This window comes from Aeromonas sp. FDAARGOS 1409, from assembly GCF_019048705.1.
In the GTDB taxonomy this organism is placed as follows: Bacteria; Pseudomonadota; Gammaproteobacteria; order Enterobacterales; family Aeromonadaceae; genus Aeromonas; species Aeromonas sanarellii.
Window position 1 is genome coordinate 1311712 of the sequence record NZ_CP077395.1, and the last position, 15221, is coordinate 1326932.

Consider the following 15221-nt stretch of genomic DNA (forward strand, 5'->3'; position numbering starts at 1 on the left):
GCGGGCAAGTACAGGGAACGCGGTATGTCCGAACACCTTCTTTACCTGGTTCAGCAGTTGCTGAACGGATTGACCATAGGCAGCACCTATGCGTTGATCGCCATCGGCTACACCATGGTCTACGGCATCATCGGCATGATCAACTTCGCCCACGGCGAGGTCTACATGATCGGCTCCTACGTCGCCTTCATGGTGATGGCCGGGCTCATGATGATGGGCATCGACAGCACTGTGCTGCTGCTGGGGGGCGCCTTCCTGGTCAGCATCATCATCACCGGCAGCTATGGCTGGACCATAGAGCGGGTCGCCTATCGCCCGCTGCGGGGCGGCAACCGCCTGATCCCCCTCATCTCCGCCATCGGCATGTCGATCTTCCTGCAGAACATGATGCGGATGGCACAGGGCTCGCGCGACATCGCCATGCCCACCCTGATCTCCGGGGGCTGGTCCCTCGGCGGCGAGGACGGCTTCCAGGCCAGCCTCTCCTACATGCAGCTCATCATCTTCGTGGTGACCTTCGTCACCATGCTGGCGCTGACCCAGTTCATCGGCCGCTCCCGCATGGGCCGCGCCTGCCGCGCCTGCTCCGAAGACATCAAGATGGCGAACCTGCTGGGCATAGACACCCATGTGGTCATCTCCATCACCTTCGTGCTGGGGGCCGCCCTGGCCGCCGTCGCCGGCGTGTTGCTCGGCATGTACTACGGCGTCATCAACCCCTATCTCGGCTTTATGGCCGGTCTCAAGGCATTTACGGCAGCGGTACTGGGCGGCATCGGCAGCATCCCGGGTGCCGTGCTGGGCGGCCTGCTGCTCGGCGTGGTGGAGGCGCTCACCGCCGGCTACCTCAGCACCGAGTACAAGGATGTCATGGCCTTCGCCCTGCTCATCTTCGTGCTGCTGTTTATGCCCACCGGCATCCTGGGTCGCCCGGAGGTCGAGAAGGTATGAAAAAGCAATTCATCCATGCCTGCATCGCCAGCCTGATGCTGCTGGTGCTCTCCTTCTGGCTGCTCGGCTTCGAGCTGGAGACCGACGGCTCCCGCCTGCTGGTGGTGAGTCGCCTCGATGTGTCCCTCGCCTGGCTGCTGGGGGGCGCCACCCTCGTCTTCTGGTTCCAGATGCTGCGCGGCCAGATCGCGCGCCTGTTCCAGGCCTCCATCAGCGGCTTCTCCGTCGGCTTCACCAAGCTGGTGCTGCCAAGCCCGGAGGAGGCGCCCAAGCTCTATAACCTGACTGCCGTGCTGGTGCTGCTGTTCGCGGTGAGCTGGCCCTTCATGGCCTCCCGCGGCGCCATCGATCTGGCCACCCTGACGCTTATCTACATCATGCTGGGGCTGGGCCTGAACGTGGTGGTGGGCCTCGCCGGCCTGCTGGATCTCGGCTACGTCGGCTTCTATGCGGTCGGCGCCTACAGCTACGCCCTGCTCAACAGCTACTTCGGCCTGAGCTTCTGGGAATGTCTGCCCATCGCCGGCCTGATGGCGGCCACCTTCGGCTTCCTGCTCGGCTTCCCGGTGCTGCGGCTGCGGGGGGACTACCTGGCCATCGTCACCCTGGGCTTTGGCGAGATCATCCGCATCCTGCTCAACAACATGACCACCCTGACCGGCGGCCCGAACGGGATCTCCGGCATTCCCAAGCCGACCCTGGGGGGCCTGGAGTTCAACCGCACCGTCAAGGACGGCGGCTTCGAGACCTTCCACGAGTTCTTCGGCATCGCCTACAACGCGAACCACAAGGTGATCTTCCTCTACCTGATGGCGCTGGTGCTGGTGATCGCCACCCTGTTCGTCATCAACCGATTGCTGCGCATGCCGCTGGGCCGCGCCTGGGAGGCGCTGCGAGAGGACGAGATCGCCTGCAAATCCCTGGGGCTCAACCCCACCATCATCAAGCTGACCGCCTTCACCATAGGTGCCTGCTTCGCGGGCTTCGCCGGCAGCTTCTTCGCCTCGCGCCAGGGCTTCATCAGCCCGGAGTCCTTCGTCTTCATCGAGTCGGCCATCGTACTCGCCATCGTGGTGCTGGGGGGCATGGGTTCCCAGATCGGGGTGGTGCTGGCGGCCATCGTCATGACGGTGCTGCCGGAGCTCGCCCGCGAGTTCAACGAATATCGCATGCTGATGTTCGGTCTCTTGATGGTATTCATGATGATCTGGCGGCCGCAGGGACTGCTGCCCATGAGTCGACCCCATATGGAGCTGCGTAAATGAGCAACAATCACACATTGTTGGATGTCTCAGATCTGTCGATGCGCTTCGGCGGCCTGCTCGCGGTCAACGGCGTCAAGCTGGACGTGAACAAGGGGGAGGTGATCTCCATCATAGGCCCCAACGGCGCCGGCAAGACCACCATCTTCAACTGCCTGACCGGCTTCTATCGCCCGAGCGGCGGTGTCATCCGCTACAAGGGCGAGGAGATCCAGGGCCTGCCCGGCCACCTCATCGCCCGCAAGGGCATAGTGCGGACCTTCCAGCACGTGCGCCTGTTCAAGGAGATGACGGCGGTGGAGAACCTGCTGGTGGCCCAGCACAGGCACCTCAACACCGGCTTCCTCGCCGGCCTGTTCAAGACCCCGGCCTTCCGCCGCGCCGAGAAAGAGGGGCTGGAACAGTCCGCGTTCTGGCTGGAGAAGGTGGGGCTCAAGGATCTCGCGAACCGCGCCGCGGGGAACCTGGCCTACGGCCAGCAGCGCCGGCTCGAGATCGCCCGCTGCATGGCGACCCGGCCAGAGCTGCTGATGCTGGACGAGCCGGCCGCCGGCCTCAACCCCCACGAGACGGACGAGCTCAACGAGCTCATCTCCAACCTGAGGGACGAGTTCGGGGTGTCAGTGTTGTTGATAGAGCACGATATGAAGCTGGTGATGGAGATCTCCAGCCGCATCTTCGTGGTCAACCAGGGCACGCCCCTGGCCAACGGCAAGCCGGACGACATTCGTAGCAACCCGGCGGTGATCAAGGCCTATCTGGGCGAATCATAGGAGTCATGATGTTAGAACTTCGCAACGTATCGACCCATTACGGCAAGATTCAGGCGCTGCACGACGTCAGCGTCGAAGTAAAAGAGGGCGAGATCGTCACCCTGATCGGCGCCAATGGCGCCGGCAAGACCACATTGCTGATGACGCTCTGTGGCGAACCCAAGCCCAGCAGCGGCAGCATCTGGTTCGAGGGAGAGCAGATCAACACCCTCAGCACCGCCCGCATCATGCGCAAGGACATCGCCGTGGTGCCGGAGGGGCGCCGCATCTTCGCCCGCCTGACGGTGGAGGAGAACCTGCTGATGGGGGCCTTCTTCGTCGACAAGGCGGAGCAGCGCGGCCTGCTGGACCAGATTTTCACCCTGTTCCCCCGGCTGCACGAGCGGCTGGAGCAGCGGGCCGGCACCATGTCCGGCGGCGAGCAGCAGATGCTGGCCATCGGCCGCGCCCTGATGAGCAAGCCGCGTCTGCTGCTGCTGGATGAACCGTCGCTCGGGCTGGCCCCCATCGTCATCCAGCAGATCTTCGACACCATAGAGCAGCTGCGCCAGAAGGGGATGACCATCTTCCTGGTGGAGCAGAACGCCAACCAGGCGCTCAAGCTGGCGGATCGCGGCTATGTGCTGGAGAACGGCCGGGTGGTGCTGCAGGATACGGGGGCGGCCCTGCTGGCCAACCCCGCCGTCCGCCAGGCCTACCTCGGCGGCTAAGCGTGTATTGCCACCCCGTCTCCCCCGACCGCGGCCACCCGGCGCGGCCGGGGGACACTCCCCGTCAGAGGCTCACCCCTTGAGCCGGATGAGGGAGACGCCGGATCGCCACCACTTCTGGCACGACCCTGCGCAGCCCTTTATCGAGGCGCGGGCGGTGCAGGATGGCCGCCGCGTCTGCTACGACAAGCACAGCCATCCCCACTTCTCCATCGGCGCCATCACCGGCGGCCACAGCCACTACCTCAACCAGCGCAGCCTTCAGGAGGTCGGTCGCGGCAGCCTGGTGCTGATGAACCCGGAGGAGGTGCACGCCTGCAACCCCATCGACGACCAGCCCTGGTCCTATCTGATGTTCTACATCGACAACCTCTGGTTGCAGCGCCAACAGGAAGAGGCCGGACTCGGCAACGCGTTTCGCCCCTTCGACATGACCGCCAGCCGGGATCCCCTGCTCTATCGGGGACTGTGCCGGCTTCACCGGCAACTGGTGGATGAGCCCGATCCCCTGGCCCGGGAGGTGGCCTGCCACCTCTTCAGCCGCCAGCTGCTGGCCAGGCTCACCCCGGCACGCTGGGACGATCGCCCGCCCCAACACCTGCAACGGGCCGCCGAGCTGATGCAGGACGAGAGCGCCAGCCCCCTCAGCCTGGCCGAACTGAGCGCGGTGGCCGGACTCACCCCCTCCCACTTCGTGCGCGCCTTCAGCCGCCACTACGGCATGACCCCCCACGCGTATCTGCTGGACAGGCGCATCCGCCACGCCCGCACCCTGCTCAGGCAGGGGCAGCCCCTGGCGGAGGTGGCCCTTGCCAGCGGTTTTGCCGATCAGGCGCACTTCCAGCGCCAGTTCAAGCGCCGGGTCGCCGCCACGCCGGGCCAGTACAGGGCGCAGCTCGCCCCTCAGGACGAACGCACCAGATAGGCGGCGCTGAGCAGCAGCAAGAGCGCCATGGCCCGGTTGAACCAGCGCAACCGGCGGGGCGCGATCAGCCACCCCTGCAATCGGCTGCCCGCATAGGCCCAGCAGGCGATGGAGACGAGGCAGATCACCAGATAGAGGGCGGTGAACAGCACTATCTGCCCCACCCCGCCCGCGACCCCGTAGGCCCCCATCCCCATGCTTGCCGCCAGCCAGGCCTTGGGGTTGAGCCACTGCATCAGGGCACCGTACCAGAAGGCGGGCGGCCCGCCGTCCACCCCCTCCACCCGACCGGAGTCCACCAGCAACTGCCAGGCCAGGTAGCAGAGAAAGAGCACACCGCCCCAGTGCAGGACACCGGCCACCAGGGGCCAGCGGGACAGGGCGCCGCCGAGGCCCAGCCCCATCAGCAGCAGCAACAGGATGAAGCCCAGGGTCGCCCCCACCACGTGGCGCAGGCTGGCGGGGAAGCCGTAACGGGCGCCGGTGCCGAGGGCGACCAGGTTGACCGGACCGGGGGAGATGGACATGGCCAGGGCAAACCCGGCCATGGAGAACAACAGACTGATTTCCATGGATGATGCTCGTAAAAGGAGTGGAGTCTCCACCCTAGTCATTCGCCCCCGTCCGATATTGAAGGAAATTGCGATCCCCCGGAAATCCCCACACATTGCGGGCTTAGCGCCAGCCCCCGCTTGCGGTAAACTGCCCTTCAATCCCCCCATTTTCAGGACATCTCAATGGACCAGTTTGCCCATATCAGCGCCCAGGATGCCCACCAGAAGCTGAGCGCCGGTGAAGCCCGTCTCGTGGACATTCGCGATCCCCAATCCTTCGAGACGGCCCACGCGGTCGGCGCCTTCCACCTCACCAACGGCACCCTGGTGCGCTTTATGAACGAGGTGGACTTCGATACCCCTGTCATCGTGATGTGCTACCACGGCAACAGCAGCCAGGGGGCGGCCCAGTACCTGCTGCAACAAGGCTATGACGAGGTCTACAGCCTGGATGGCGGTTTCGAGGCCTGGCGCAGGGAGTTCCCGATCCAGGCGGGGGACGCATGACGGAGGCAGGCAACTCCTCCCCGGCCGGCATGATCCAGCTGCTGGTGCTGGGCGACGCCCGCATGGCCCAGGCGCTGGTGGATTACCTCGCCACCCTGGGCATCCCGTGCGAGCTGACCCAGTCCGAGCTCGGCGTCTCGGTCTGGCTGGCGGACGAGCGGCGCCTCGCCCAGGCCCAGCAGGAGGTGAAGCGCTTCCTGGCCGAGCCCAATCATCCCCGCTACATGGAAGCCTCCTGGCAGTCTGGCCGGGCCGACGCCCGCATCGACTACAGCAAGGGGATGACGGATCCGATTACCGACTTTCTCCATCAGGCGGGCCCCCTGACCCTGGTGGTCATCATCGCCTGCCTGGCCATCTATGCCCTGGATGCCATCGGCCTGCCCATCTTCGACGAGCTCGCCTTCCACCCCACCCTGGCCCAGTTCACCGACTGGCAGGCCTGGCGTTACGTCACCCCGGCCTTCATCCACTTCTCGGTGCTGCACCTGGTGTTCAACCTGCTGTGGTGGTGGTATCTGGGGGGCCAGATCGAGCAGCGCCTCGGCAGCGGCAAGCTGTTCATCCTGCTCATCGTCGGGGCTGCACTCCCCAACATCGCCGAATTCTTCGCGAGCGGCCCGCGCTTCGGCGGCCTCTCCGGGGTGGTCTATGCCCTGCTCGGCTACAGCTGGCTGCGCGCTAGGCTGCAACCGGATTGCGGCCTCGCCATGCCGCCGGCCCTGATGGGCTTCATGCTGGTCTGGCTGGTGCTCGGCTTCTTCGACATGCTCGGCACCCCCACGGCCAACATGGCTCACCTGGTCGGCCTGCTGGTCGGCCTGGCTCAAGGCTGGCTGGACAGGCACCACAGGCCGGTGTGAGACCTGGTTGTCGGCAACAGCTCGGCAACCATAGCACGGCCAACATGGCTCACTTGGTCGGCCTGCTGCTCAGCCTTGCTCAGGGATGGCTGGACAGGCACCACAGGCCAGCCTGAGCCGATTTGCCATAAAAAAACGCCGCCCCAAGGGGCGGTGTTTTTATTGGTCGGCCGGCTTACTGCTTGAGCAGGCTGGCGTCGGTCACCTTGACCAGAGCACCATCGCTTGCGAAGAAGCTGCCGAACTGGGTCTGCATCTCTGTGGTGACGGCGCCGGTCGGATCGAAGTCCTCGTCCGGTGCCAGCAGCGAGCTGTGCCCCCCGGCCACGAAGCGGGCCGCATGGTGGCTGGCGGCGCCGGTGGCGGTCAGCGGTTGCAGGGCCAGGACCTTGAACAGCGGCTCGGTACCACCCAGGGGGGCGGTGGCGATGCTGTTCGGGATCACCCGATCCGACAGGCTCAGGGCGCCGTCGCCGACGATTTCAGTGGCAAACAGCGGGAAGTCCGCCGCTATGCCGCGACCCAGGTTGATCGGGTCCGCGGAATCCAGCACCGACTGGGCCGCGAAGCTGTAGCTCTGCAGGGTGCTGGCGGCGCTCGCCTGGGTGGCCGCATCCTGGCTCGGCAGGAACTCGTTGACGAAGCAGGTCGGCACCGCCGTCTTGCAGTTCGGGGCGTAGGCGGTGAAGGCCGCCTTCAGGGCCGCGCTGCCGGCGGTCAGCACGCTCATCTGGATCGTCGGGCCGAAGGTCGGCGAGTTCAGCAGCAGCGGCGCTATGCCGCCACCCGGCATGGCCAGGCCACCGGTATCGAACTTGAACAGGGCATCCGCTTGAGCGTTACCGAGCTTCTGGTTAGCCACCGCCAGCAGGCTGGCCCCCGCGATGGCCCCCAGGGAGTGACCCAGGAAGTGGACCTTGAGGCTGCCCTTCTGACCGATGGCGTTCTGGCTGTTGGCCAGGCCCACCGCCAGACGCAGACCCAGCAGATCCGCCACGCTCTGTTTCAGGTTGTCTCGTGCCACCGTCAGGTAACTCAGGTTCAGGTAGGGGGTCGGGTTGTCGGAGGTGGTCACCGAGTCCATGCTGCCGGTCAGGGCGAAGCCGCGCTCGCCGTGCAGCGGATGATCGATCACCACCACGGCCACGTTCTTGCCTGCCTGCATGCCGGCATAGATCTGACCCAGGGCCAGGGCGTAGGCGTTCTCCTTCACCGAGGTGACGCCGTGCTGATAGATGATCACGTCTGTGATGGTGTTCAGGTCATCGGTTGCGGCGAAGATGCGCATCGGCACGGACTGCACCTCTTCCAGCGCCGGCAGCGGGTTGAAGCGACCGACGTTCATCTCGGGATCCAGCGCCTTGCCGCCGGAGGTGAGAGTCACCCCGATCAGCTTGCTCGCCTGTGCCAGCAGCTCGGCCTGACGGCTCGGATCGGCGATGAGTTCGCCCAGCAGGTCCGGATCCACGCCCGCCCCCACCAGACCGCCGATCACCTCGGTATCCTGAGCCTTCAAGGCGTTGGCGATGGCGTACAGGCTGGGGATGGCACCGTGCCAGGACTGGGTCCTGGCCTTGTCCCAGGAGCCGGCGGTGGCCGGGGAAGAGAGGAAGTAGGGCAGCTTGACGGTGCCGGTATAGACCTTAGTGACATTTGCGACAGGGGTTAAACCGGCGGCAGCGACTCCAGTTTTAATTGCCTCTTTTGAATCTACAGGCAGTAACAGGTCCGATACGTTATCAAGTGCATCCATGAAAAGAGGAGCACTAGCATCCCAACTAGCCATGTAAGTGCCGGGCAGGTTGGTGTTGCCCAGGGCGTCCTGCTTCCATACCTTGGCGGCATCCAGAGTGGCCGGATCGGCCTTGAGCACGGCCGCGGCCGCCCCTTTCACCGCCACCAGCACGTCGGCACCGGACTGGGTACCGAACCAGTCGGAGAAGATCACGTGGTCGCTGGTGATGCCGGTGGCCGCCTTGAACAGCCCTTCCTGCAGCGCGATCAGGCCGCTGATGGTCTGCTCCTGGGCAGTGCCGCCGGTACTGCCCTTGTAGGTGCTGTAGTCACTGCCCGGACGCAGGGGGTTGCCCGTGCTGTCTTTCAACGAGTCGGTTGCGACGATCATGTAGTAGGAAGAGGGGTTGAGCGGCTTGAGCGGCACCAGGTTCAGCTTGCCGGCCGACTCGGCGACCACGAAGTCCACACCATAGGTCAGTACCTTCTTCACGCCGCTCGGGCGCAGGGCCGCGCTGTCAAACTCCAGCTCCATCAGATAAAGCGGTGCCACAGAGGCGGCGAACTCGGCGGCGGCCGGCGCCTTGACGGTGATGCCGGAGGCAGTCACGGGCACTATCTGGATCGCCTGGGTGGTGGACCAGCCATCCAGAGTGGAGAGGGCGGAGACAGGGTTGGAGAGATCCGCCGTCTCGGTGGAGAACTTCAGGGTGCCGTCGGTGGCACGGGCGGCCAGGGCGCTGGGACGAACCGCGTTGGAACCGCTCAGCAGATAATCGAGATAGCTTGAGGTATCGCCTGTGTTGTCGTCACTGCCACCACAACCGCTCAGCAGCGCACTGATGACGGCCGCATAAATTAGCTTTTTCTTCATATCCTTATCTCTTTTATGTTGTTATCCATGATGAGCCTGACGGGGTAGGGTTCAAACCCGACCGAGCCATATTAACAGCAACGCAACAATTAATAAGCCCTCTGGTCGGTCATCTGATCTGATTTTTTTGTGTACAACGTCAAGGAATTGGAATCGAGCCCGGCGCCAGAGGGTAGCAGCATCCGGCGGATAACCAGACCCGACCAGAGCCTAATCTGGGCAGTGGCGCAAAAAGCCGCCCCGATCTCGGCAAAGGGGGCGATTTGTCGGTAGAATGGCGCCATTGCTTAAGGAGACCCCCATGATCGACCCGAAAAAACTGGAAGAGATCGCCAAACAGATTCACAACGCCCTGCCGCCCGGCATTCGCAGCATGGGTGAAGAGGTGGAGAAGAAGACCCGCCAGGTGCTGCAGGCCCAGCTGAACAAGCTGGATCTGGTCAGCCGCGAGGAGTTCGACGTGCAGACCAAGGTGCTGCTGCGCACCCGGGAGAAGCTGACCGCCCTCGAGGCCAAGCTGGCCCAGCTCGAGCAGCAGCTCGCCGCCAAGGACGAGTGATCCAGGCCCGCGCCCGCCACACATAACACAAACCCCAGCCAGGCTGGGGTTTGTCGTTTTTCACGTCCGGACAGGGTGCAGGCTCGATGGGATAAGCGAGCCAAATCTCCCCCATCCCCAGCCCTTGTCCCGCGCGGCGGACGGGTGGGCAGAGGTTGATCAGATAAACTCGTAGGCGTCGCCGAAGATGCGCTCAGGCTCGGCGCCCAGCACCTTGAACTCTTCGCGGGCAGCCCCCGCCATCTCGAAGCGACCCGCCACATAGATGTCGTAGTCATGCAGGCTGACGAAGTCGTCCATGATGGCCTTGTGCACCAGGCCGGTCTTGCCGGTCCAGTCGCCCTCCGGCTCCTGCACCACGGGGATGAAGGTCAGCGGCGCATAGTCGCGCTCCCACTGCTGCATCTGCTCCAGCTCGTAGAGCCAGTGTGCCTGGCGCACACCCCAGTAGAGGAACACAGGGCGCTTGCTGCCGGTATCGATCAGGTACTCCAGGATGGCGCGGGCATAGGAGAAGCCGGTGCCCCCCGCCATCAGGATCAGCGGACGGGGAGACTCATCGCGCAGGAACGCCTTGCCGGCGGCCAGCTCGACCTCGATCTCTCCCTGCTCGCGCATGCGGGCCAGCACCTGGCCGGCATAGGCATTTTCCGGGGTGGCGCCGATCTGCAGCTCCAGCCGACCGGGGCGGGTCGGCGAGTTGGCGATGGAGAAGGGGCGCTTGTCCGAGTCGCTCATCACCACCAGCAGGTACTGGCCTGGTTTGAAGCTCACCTCCTGCTGCGGCGCCAGCGCCACGTGCCAGATGGTGTCGACATATTCGCGCAGTTCCTCTACGCGGCACTTGATACGTTGCATTCTTGTCCTTGTGAGGGGCCTGCCCGGCCCGCTTCGCTCATGGTTTCACTGTTTTTATGGCGACCAGCTCGTGGTCAGGTCCGTCGAGCATACCCAATTCGGCACGGCAATACCGCACTTTTGCATCGCCATGGCCGCCGGCTCGGGGGATCCCTCAGTCGAGGATCTTCAGCTCGTCCCAGAGGGCATCGATCTTCTGCTTCACCGCCTCGTCCTGGACTATGGGCTGGCCCCACTCCCGGTTGCTCTCCCCCGGCCACTTGTTGGTGGCGTCCAGCCCCATTTTGGAGCCGAGTCCGGAGACCGGCGAGGCGAAGTCCAGATAGTCGATGGGAGTGTGCTCGATCAGGGTGGTGTCCCGCGCCGGGTCCATCCGGGTGGTGATGGCCCAGATCACGTCCTTCCAGTCCCGGGCGTTGATGTCATCGTCGCAGACGATCACGAACTTGGTGTACATGAACTGGCGCAGGAAGGACCAGACCCCCAGCATCACCCGCTTGGCGTGGCCGGGGTAGCGCTTCTTGATGGTGACCACCGCCATCCGGTAGGAACACCCCTCCGGCGGCAGGTAGAAGTCCACGATCTCGGGGAACTGCTTCTGCAACAGCGGCACGAACACCTCGTTGAGCGCCACCCCGAGCACCGCAGGCTCATCGGGCGGACGGCCGGTGTAGGTGCTGTGATAGATGGCATCGCGGCGCTTGGTGATATGGGTGATGGTGAACACGGGGAACTCGTCCACCTCGTTGTAGTAGCCGGTGTGATCGCCATAAGGCCCCTCGGGGGCCATCTCCCCCGGCTCCAGATAGCCTTCCAGCACGATCTCGGCGCTGGCCGGCACCTCCAGATCGCAGCTAATGGCTTTTACCACCTCGGTGCGGCTGCCCCGCAGCAGACCCGCGAAGGCGTATTCGGAGAGGGTATCCGGCACCGGCGTCACGGCGCCGAGTATGGTCGCAGGATCGGCGCCAAGCGCCACCACCACGGGGAAGCGCTCGCCCGGATGGGCCTCCTGCCACTCGCGAAAATCGATGGCGCCGCCCCGGTGATCCAGCCAGCGCATGATGAGCTTGTTCTTGCCGATCTTCTGCTGGCGATAGATGCCGAGGTTCTGGCGTTTCTTGTAGGGGCCCCGGGTGATGGTGAGGCCCCAGGTGACCAGGGGTGCCACGTCGCCGGGCCAGCAGTGCTGGATCGGGATCTGGTCCAGATCCACCGCCTCCCCCTCCAGCACCACCTGCTGACAGGGGGCGGAAGAGAGCCGCTTGGTCGGCATGTTGAGCACCTGCTTGAAGATCGGCAGCTTCTCCATCAGCTCCTTGAAGCCTTTGGGCGGCTCCGGCTCCTTCAGGTAGGAGAGCCAGGTGCCCACCTGGCGCAGGGCGCCGACGTCGGGCTGGCCCATGCCCATGGCGACCCGGTCCGGGGTACCGAACAGGTTCGTCAGCACCGGCATGGTATGACCCTTGGGATTTTCGAACAGCAGGGCCGGACCGCCCGCCCGCAGGGTGCGGTCGCTGATCTCGGTCATCTCCAGATAGGGGTCTATCTCGCGACTGATGCGCCTGAGCTGGCCTTTTTGTTCCAACTGCGCGATGAAATCACGCAAGTCCTTGTATTTCATGCAGGTACCCTAGCGGGATCAGGAGGTCCCGCATTATAACCCCGGCCGGGAATCCGGTGTACCCGTATCGGACATCATGACGGACGAGGCGTGACGCCGCTCCTGCCGGGTGAGCCTGTCCGCCAGCTGCCCCAGCAGCCTGGGCTCGTCCATCTCCAGCAGCAGTCCGGCCACCAGCCCGCCATATTGATGCTTGCCGAGCTCCGCCAGCAGATACTGCTGTGCCCCGTCCGGCAGCGGTGACAATCGGCTGAGCTGGTGCAGGGCGGGCACCATCAGGCGACCGTTGCGGCTGGCGGCGATCAGCAGATCGCTCGCCTCCTGGCCCGAGTAGAAGCGGGGAATGGTGTGCAGCGCCGCCAGGCTGTCGTGATCCACGGGTTGGCGCCACAGCTTGAGGTAGAGCGCGGTGTCCCCCGTCCGCTCGATGAAGTGCAGCAGCAGCTGGTTGTCCGGCAGGAAGAGGTTGAGGGTGGCGAGCCGCTGCGCCTCGCGCCGCAGCACGGACGGCGGCTGCCGCTCGAGCACCGTCAGCAGCGCCTGCTGCTGCTGGGCCAGATCCGGATTGCGGCTGTAGTAGATCTGCTTGAAGTCGAAGCGATCCTGCTCCAGCAGCTGGCGGTAGTTGCCCTGCCAGGCGAGCTGCTGCCAGTGATGGAGCACCAGCCTGGCCTCGGCAGCAAAGTCATAGGCGGGCAGCTGGACCAGGAAGCCGTCCACCTCCCCCTCCACCAGCCATTGCGGTGCCTTGGCGGCCTGCTCCCGCACCCAGGCGATCAGCGCCGGGCTGGGGGCCTCGGCCGACTTGAGATCGCCCAGCAACCGGAACAGCAGGTACTCCCGCTGCCCCACCGCCAGCGATGCCAGCAGCGAGTCCATGGCATCAAACTGCCCCAGCGCCAGCCGGCTGTTCAGGTAGTCGCGGTGACCCTGCAGCCCCTCGTCCGCCACCAGAGGTGCCTGCAGCCGAGGCGGCGTATCGGCGTGCGCCTGGGTGGCCAGCAGGCAACCAATCCATATGAGCAATACCAGCTTCATGACGTCCCTGTCCTTGTGACATCTAGGCTCACATACTACTAAGCCAGCCGTGAAATAGATAAACAAAAACCGCGACCTGGGCCGCGGTTTTGTCATGCCAAGAGGCAGTTACTTCTGCTGACGCTTCATGGAGTCGAAGAACTCGTCGTTGGTCTTGGTGGCAGAGAGCTTGTCGATCAGGAACTCGATGCTGTCGATCTCCCCCATGGGGTGGATGATCTTGCGCAGTATCCACATCTTCTGCAGCTCGTCCGGCGCGGTCAGCAGCTCTTCCTTGCGGGTGCCGGAACGGGTGATGTCGATGGCCGGGTAGGTGCGCTTCTCGGCGATCTTGCGCGAGAGGTGCAGCTCCATGTTGCCGGTCCCCTTGAACTCTTCGTAGATGACTTCATCCATCTTGGAGCCGGTGTCGATCAACGCGGTGGCGATGATGGTCAGGCTGCCGCCCTCCTCGACGTTGCGGGCCGCGCCGAAGAAGCGCTTGGGTCTGTGCAGGGCGTTCGCATCCACACCACCGGTCAGTACCTTGCCGGAGGACGGGATGACGGTGTTGTAGGCACGGGCCAGACGGGTGATGGAGTCCAGCAGGATCACCACGTCCTTCTTGTGCTCGACCAGGCGTTTGGCCTTCTCGATCACCATCTCGGCGACCTGGACGTGACGGGAGGCCGGCTCGTCGAAGGTGGAGGCGATCACTTCGCCCTTCACCATCCGCTGCATCTCGGTCACTTCTTCCGGACGCTCGTCGATCAGCAGGACGATCAACTCGCAGTCCGGGTGGTTGTAGGCGATGCTCTGGGCGATGTTCTGCAGCAGCATGGTCTTACCGGCCTTGGGCGGTGCGACGATCAGGCCGCGCTGGCCCTTGCCGATGGGGGACGCCAGATCCAGCACGCGAGCGGTGATGTCTTCGGTGGAGCCGTTGCCACGCTCCATGCGCAGACGCTCGTTGGCGTGCAACGGGGTCAGGTTCTCGAACAGGATCTTGTTGCGGGAGTTTTCTGGACGGTCGTAGTTGACGTCGTTGACCTTGAGCAGGGCGAAGTAGCGCTCGCCCTCTTTCGGCGGCCGGATCTTGCCGGAGATGGTGTCGCCGGTGCGCAGGTTGAAGCGGCGGATCTGGCTCGGGGAGACATAGATGTCGTCCGGGCCGGCCAGGTAGGAGCCGTCTGCGCTACGCAGGAAGCCGAAGCCATCGGTCAGGATTTCCAGCACACCGTCGCCAAAGATGTCCTCACCGCCCTTGGCGTGCGCCTTGAGGATGGCAAAGATGATGTCTTTCTTGTGCGCCCGAGCCAGATTTTCCAACCCCATGGATTCGCCAAGCTGTACCAGCTCGGACACAGGAGTGTTCTTAAGTTCAGTCAGATTCATAGTGGTGAAAGTCTGTAAGCAAGGATTGAAATGAGGAGACAGTCTGCTGGATTGATGCTGATCGGATTTGACTTGCCAGGCTTGTGAAGCAAAGAGTCAGGCAAAAAGGTTAGCAAACGAGCGATAAACTAGCACCAATCGGGATGAGCGTCTAGGTGATAAAACACAAGGAGCGCATTATTGCAATGCGCTCCTTCTTGATTATTACAGGTTACCGTCCAGGAACTCTTTCAGCTGCGTCTTGGACAGGGCGCCGACCTTGGTCGCTGCCACTTCGCCATTCTTGAACAGCAGCAGGGTCGGGATACCGCGAATGCCGTATTTGGGCGGAGTGTCGGCGTTATGATCGATGTTCAATTTCGCCACGGTCACGCGACCTTCGTATTCCTGAGCAACCTCGTTCAGGATCGGGGCAATCATCTTGCACGGACCACACCATTCAGCCCAGAAATCGACCAGAACGGGGCTGTCGGCTTTGATTACATCGGCCTCGAAGCTGGCATCGCTCAGCTGAACAATCTTGTCACTCATCTCCAACTCCAGTCAGTAATTAAGGCTTTATTGATGGTTCAACAAAGGCAATAGTTGCCCTATTTGAAATGATCCTGTTTATTA

The 15221-nt window shown here is 63.7% G+C and carries 15 protein-coding genes; 8 read left to right on the forward strand and 7 right to left on the reverse strand.

Annotated elements, in window-relative coordinates; all coding sequences use genetic code 11:
- The first annotated feature begins 24 nt into the window (after positions 1–24).
- From livH to I6L39_RS06310, 5 genes are all read left to right on the forward strand, one after another.
- A complete protein-coding gene (gene livH, locus I6L39_RS06290; protein WP_042074019.1) occupies positions 25–951 on the forward strand; it encodes a high-affinity branched-chain amino acid ABC transporter permease LivH in 927 nt (308 codons plus the stop codon).
- The gene (locus I6L39_RS06295; protein WP_209794966.1) at positions 948–2216 is read left to right on the forward strand and encodes a high-affinity branched-chain amino acid ABC transporter permease LivM; all 1269 of its coding nucleotides are present in this window, start codon (positions 948–950) and stop codon (positions 2214–2216) included. The genes livH and I6L39_RS06295 overlap by 4 nt, the downstream gene beginning before the upstream one ends.
- Positions 2213–2986 carry a high-affinity branched-chain amino acid ABC transporter ATP-binding protein LivG gene (gene livG / locus I6L39_RS06300; protein WP_042074016.1) on the forward strand — a complete coding sequence of 258 codons (774 nt, stop codon included), beginning with the start codon at positions 2213–2215 and terminating at the stop codon, positions 2984–2986. The genes I6L39_RS06295 and livG overlap by 4 nt, the downstream gene beginning before the upstream one ends.
- Positions 2987–2994: 8 nt before the next feature.
- Positions 2995–3696 carry an ABC transporter ATP-binding protein gene (locus tag I6L39_RS06305; protein WP_042074015.1) on the forward strand — a complete coding sequence of 234 codons (702 nt, stop codon included), beginning with the start codon at positions 2995–2997 and terminating at the stop codon, positions 3694–3696.
- Positions 3697–3784: 88 nt separating this feature from the next.
- The gene (locus I6L39_RS06310) at positions 3785–4621 is read left to right on the forward strand and encodes an AraC family transcriptional regulator (protein WP_216991757.1); all 837 of its coding nucleotides are present in this window, start codon (positions 3785–3787) and stop codon (positions 4619–4621) included.
- On the opposite strand, the gene I6L39_RS06315 is transcribed toward I6L39_RS06310, so the two are convergent.
- Entirely contained in the window at positions 4600–5193 is a 594-nt protein-coding gene (locus tag I6L39_RS06315; protein ID WP_254203748.1) for a LysE family translocator, read from the reverse strand. The genes I6L39_RS06310 and I6L39_RS06315 overlap by 22 nt on opposite strands.
- A 165-nt stretch (positions 5194–5358) precedes the next feature.
- Between I6L39_RS06315 and glpE the strand changes: the two genes are divergently transcribed.
- Positions 5359–5682, forward strand: coding sequence for a thiosulfate sulfurtransferase GlpE (gene glpE / locus I6L39_RS06320; protein ID WP_042079198.1), 324 nt, complete (start codon positions 5359–5361; stop codon positions 5680–5682).
- A 29-nt stretch (positions 5683–5711) separates the two neighbouring features.
- A complete protein-coding gene (gene glpG / locus I6L39_RS06325; RefSeq protein WP_042079226.1) occupies positions 5712–6545 on the forward strand; it encodes a rhomboid family intramembrane serine protease GlpG in 834 nt (277 codons plus the stop codon).
- 175 nt (positions 6546–6720) lie between these two features.
- On the opposite strand, the gene I6L39_RS06330 is transcribed toward glpG, so the two are convergent.
- Positions 6721–9153 carry a VolA/Pla-1 family phospholipase gene (locus tag I6L39_RS06330; protein WP_216991343.1) on the reverse strand — a complete coding sequence of 811 codons (2433 nt, stop codon included), beginning with the start codon at positions 9151–9153 and terminating at the stop codon, positions 6721–6723.
- 301 nt (positions 9154–9454) lie between these two features.
- Here I6L39_RS06330 and I6L39_RS06335 point away from each other — a divergent pair, with 301 nt between their 5' ends.
- Positions 9455–9712, forward strand: coding sequence for an accessory factor UbiK family protein (locus I6L39_RS06335; protein ID WP_216991344.1), 258 nt, complete (start codon positions 9455–9457; stop codon positions 9710–9712).
- 159 nt (positions 9713–9871) lie between these two features.
- Here the strand turns inward: I6L39_RS06335 and fre are convergent, their stop codons facing one another.
- From fre to trxA, 5 genes are all read right to left on the reverse strand, one after another.
- Positions 9872–10570, reverse strand: a complete 699-nt coding sequence (gene fre, locus I6L39_RS06340; protein WP_216991345.1) for an NAD(P)H-flavin reductase — start codon at positions 10568–10570, stop codon at positions 9872–9874.
- Positions 10571–10724: 154 nt separating this feature from the next.
- Positions 10725–12194, reverse strand: a complete 1470-nt coding sequence (gene ubiD, locus I6L39_RS06345; RefSeq protein ID WP_209794970.1) for a 4-hydroxy-3-polyprenylbenzoate decarboxylase — start codon at positions 12192–12194, stop codon at positions 10725–10727.
- A gap of 33 nt (positions 12195–12227) precedes the next feature.
- Positions 12228–13232 carry a hypothetical protein gene (locus I6L39_RS06350; RefSeq protein ID WP_042079204.1) on the reverse strand — a complete coding sequence of 335 codons (1005 nt, stop codon included), beginning with the start codon at positions 13230–13232 and terminating at the stop codon, positions 12228–12230.
- Positions 13233–13340: 108 nt separating this feature from the next.
- The gene (gene rho / locus I6L39_RS06355) at positions 13341–14606 is read right to left on the reverse strand and encodes a transcription termination factor Rho (RefSeq protein WP_042079206.1); all 1266 of its coding nucleotides are present in this window, start codon (positions 14604–14606) and stop codon (positions 13341–13343) included.
- Between the two features lie 204 nt (positions 14607–14810).
- Entirely contained in the window at positions 14811–15137 is a 327-nt protein-coding gene (trxA, locus tag I6L39_RS06360) for a thioredoxin TrxA (RefSeq protein WP_042079207.1), read from the reverse strand.
- Between the last annotated feature and the right edge of the window lie 84 nt (positions 15138–15221).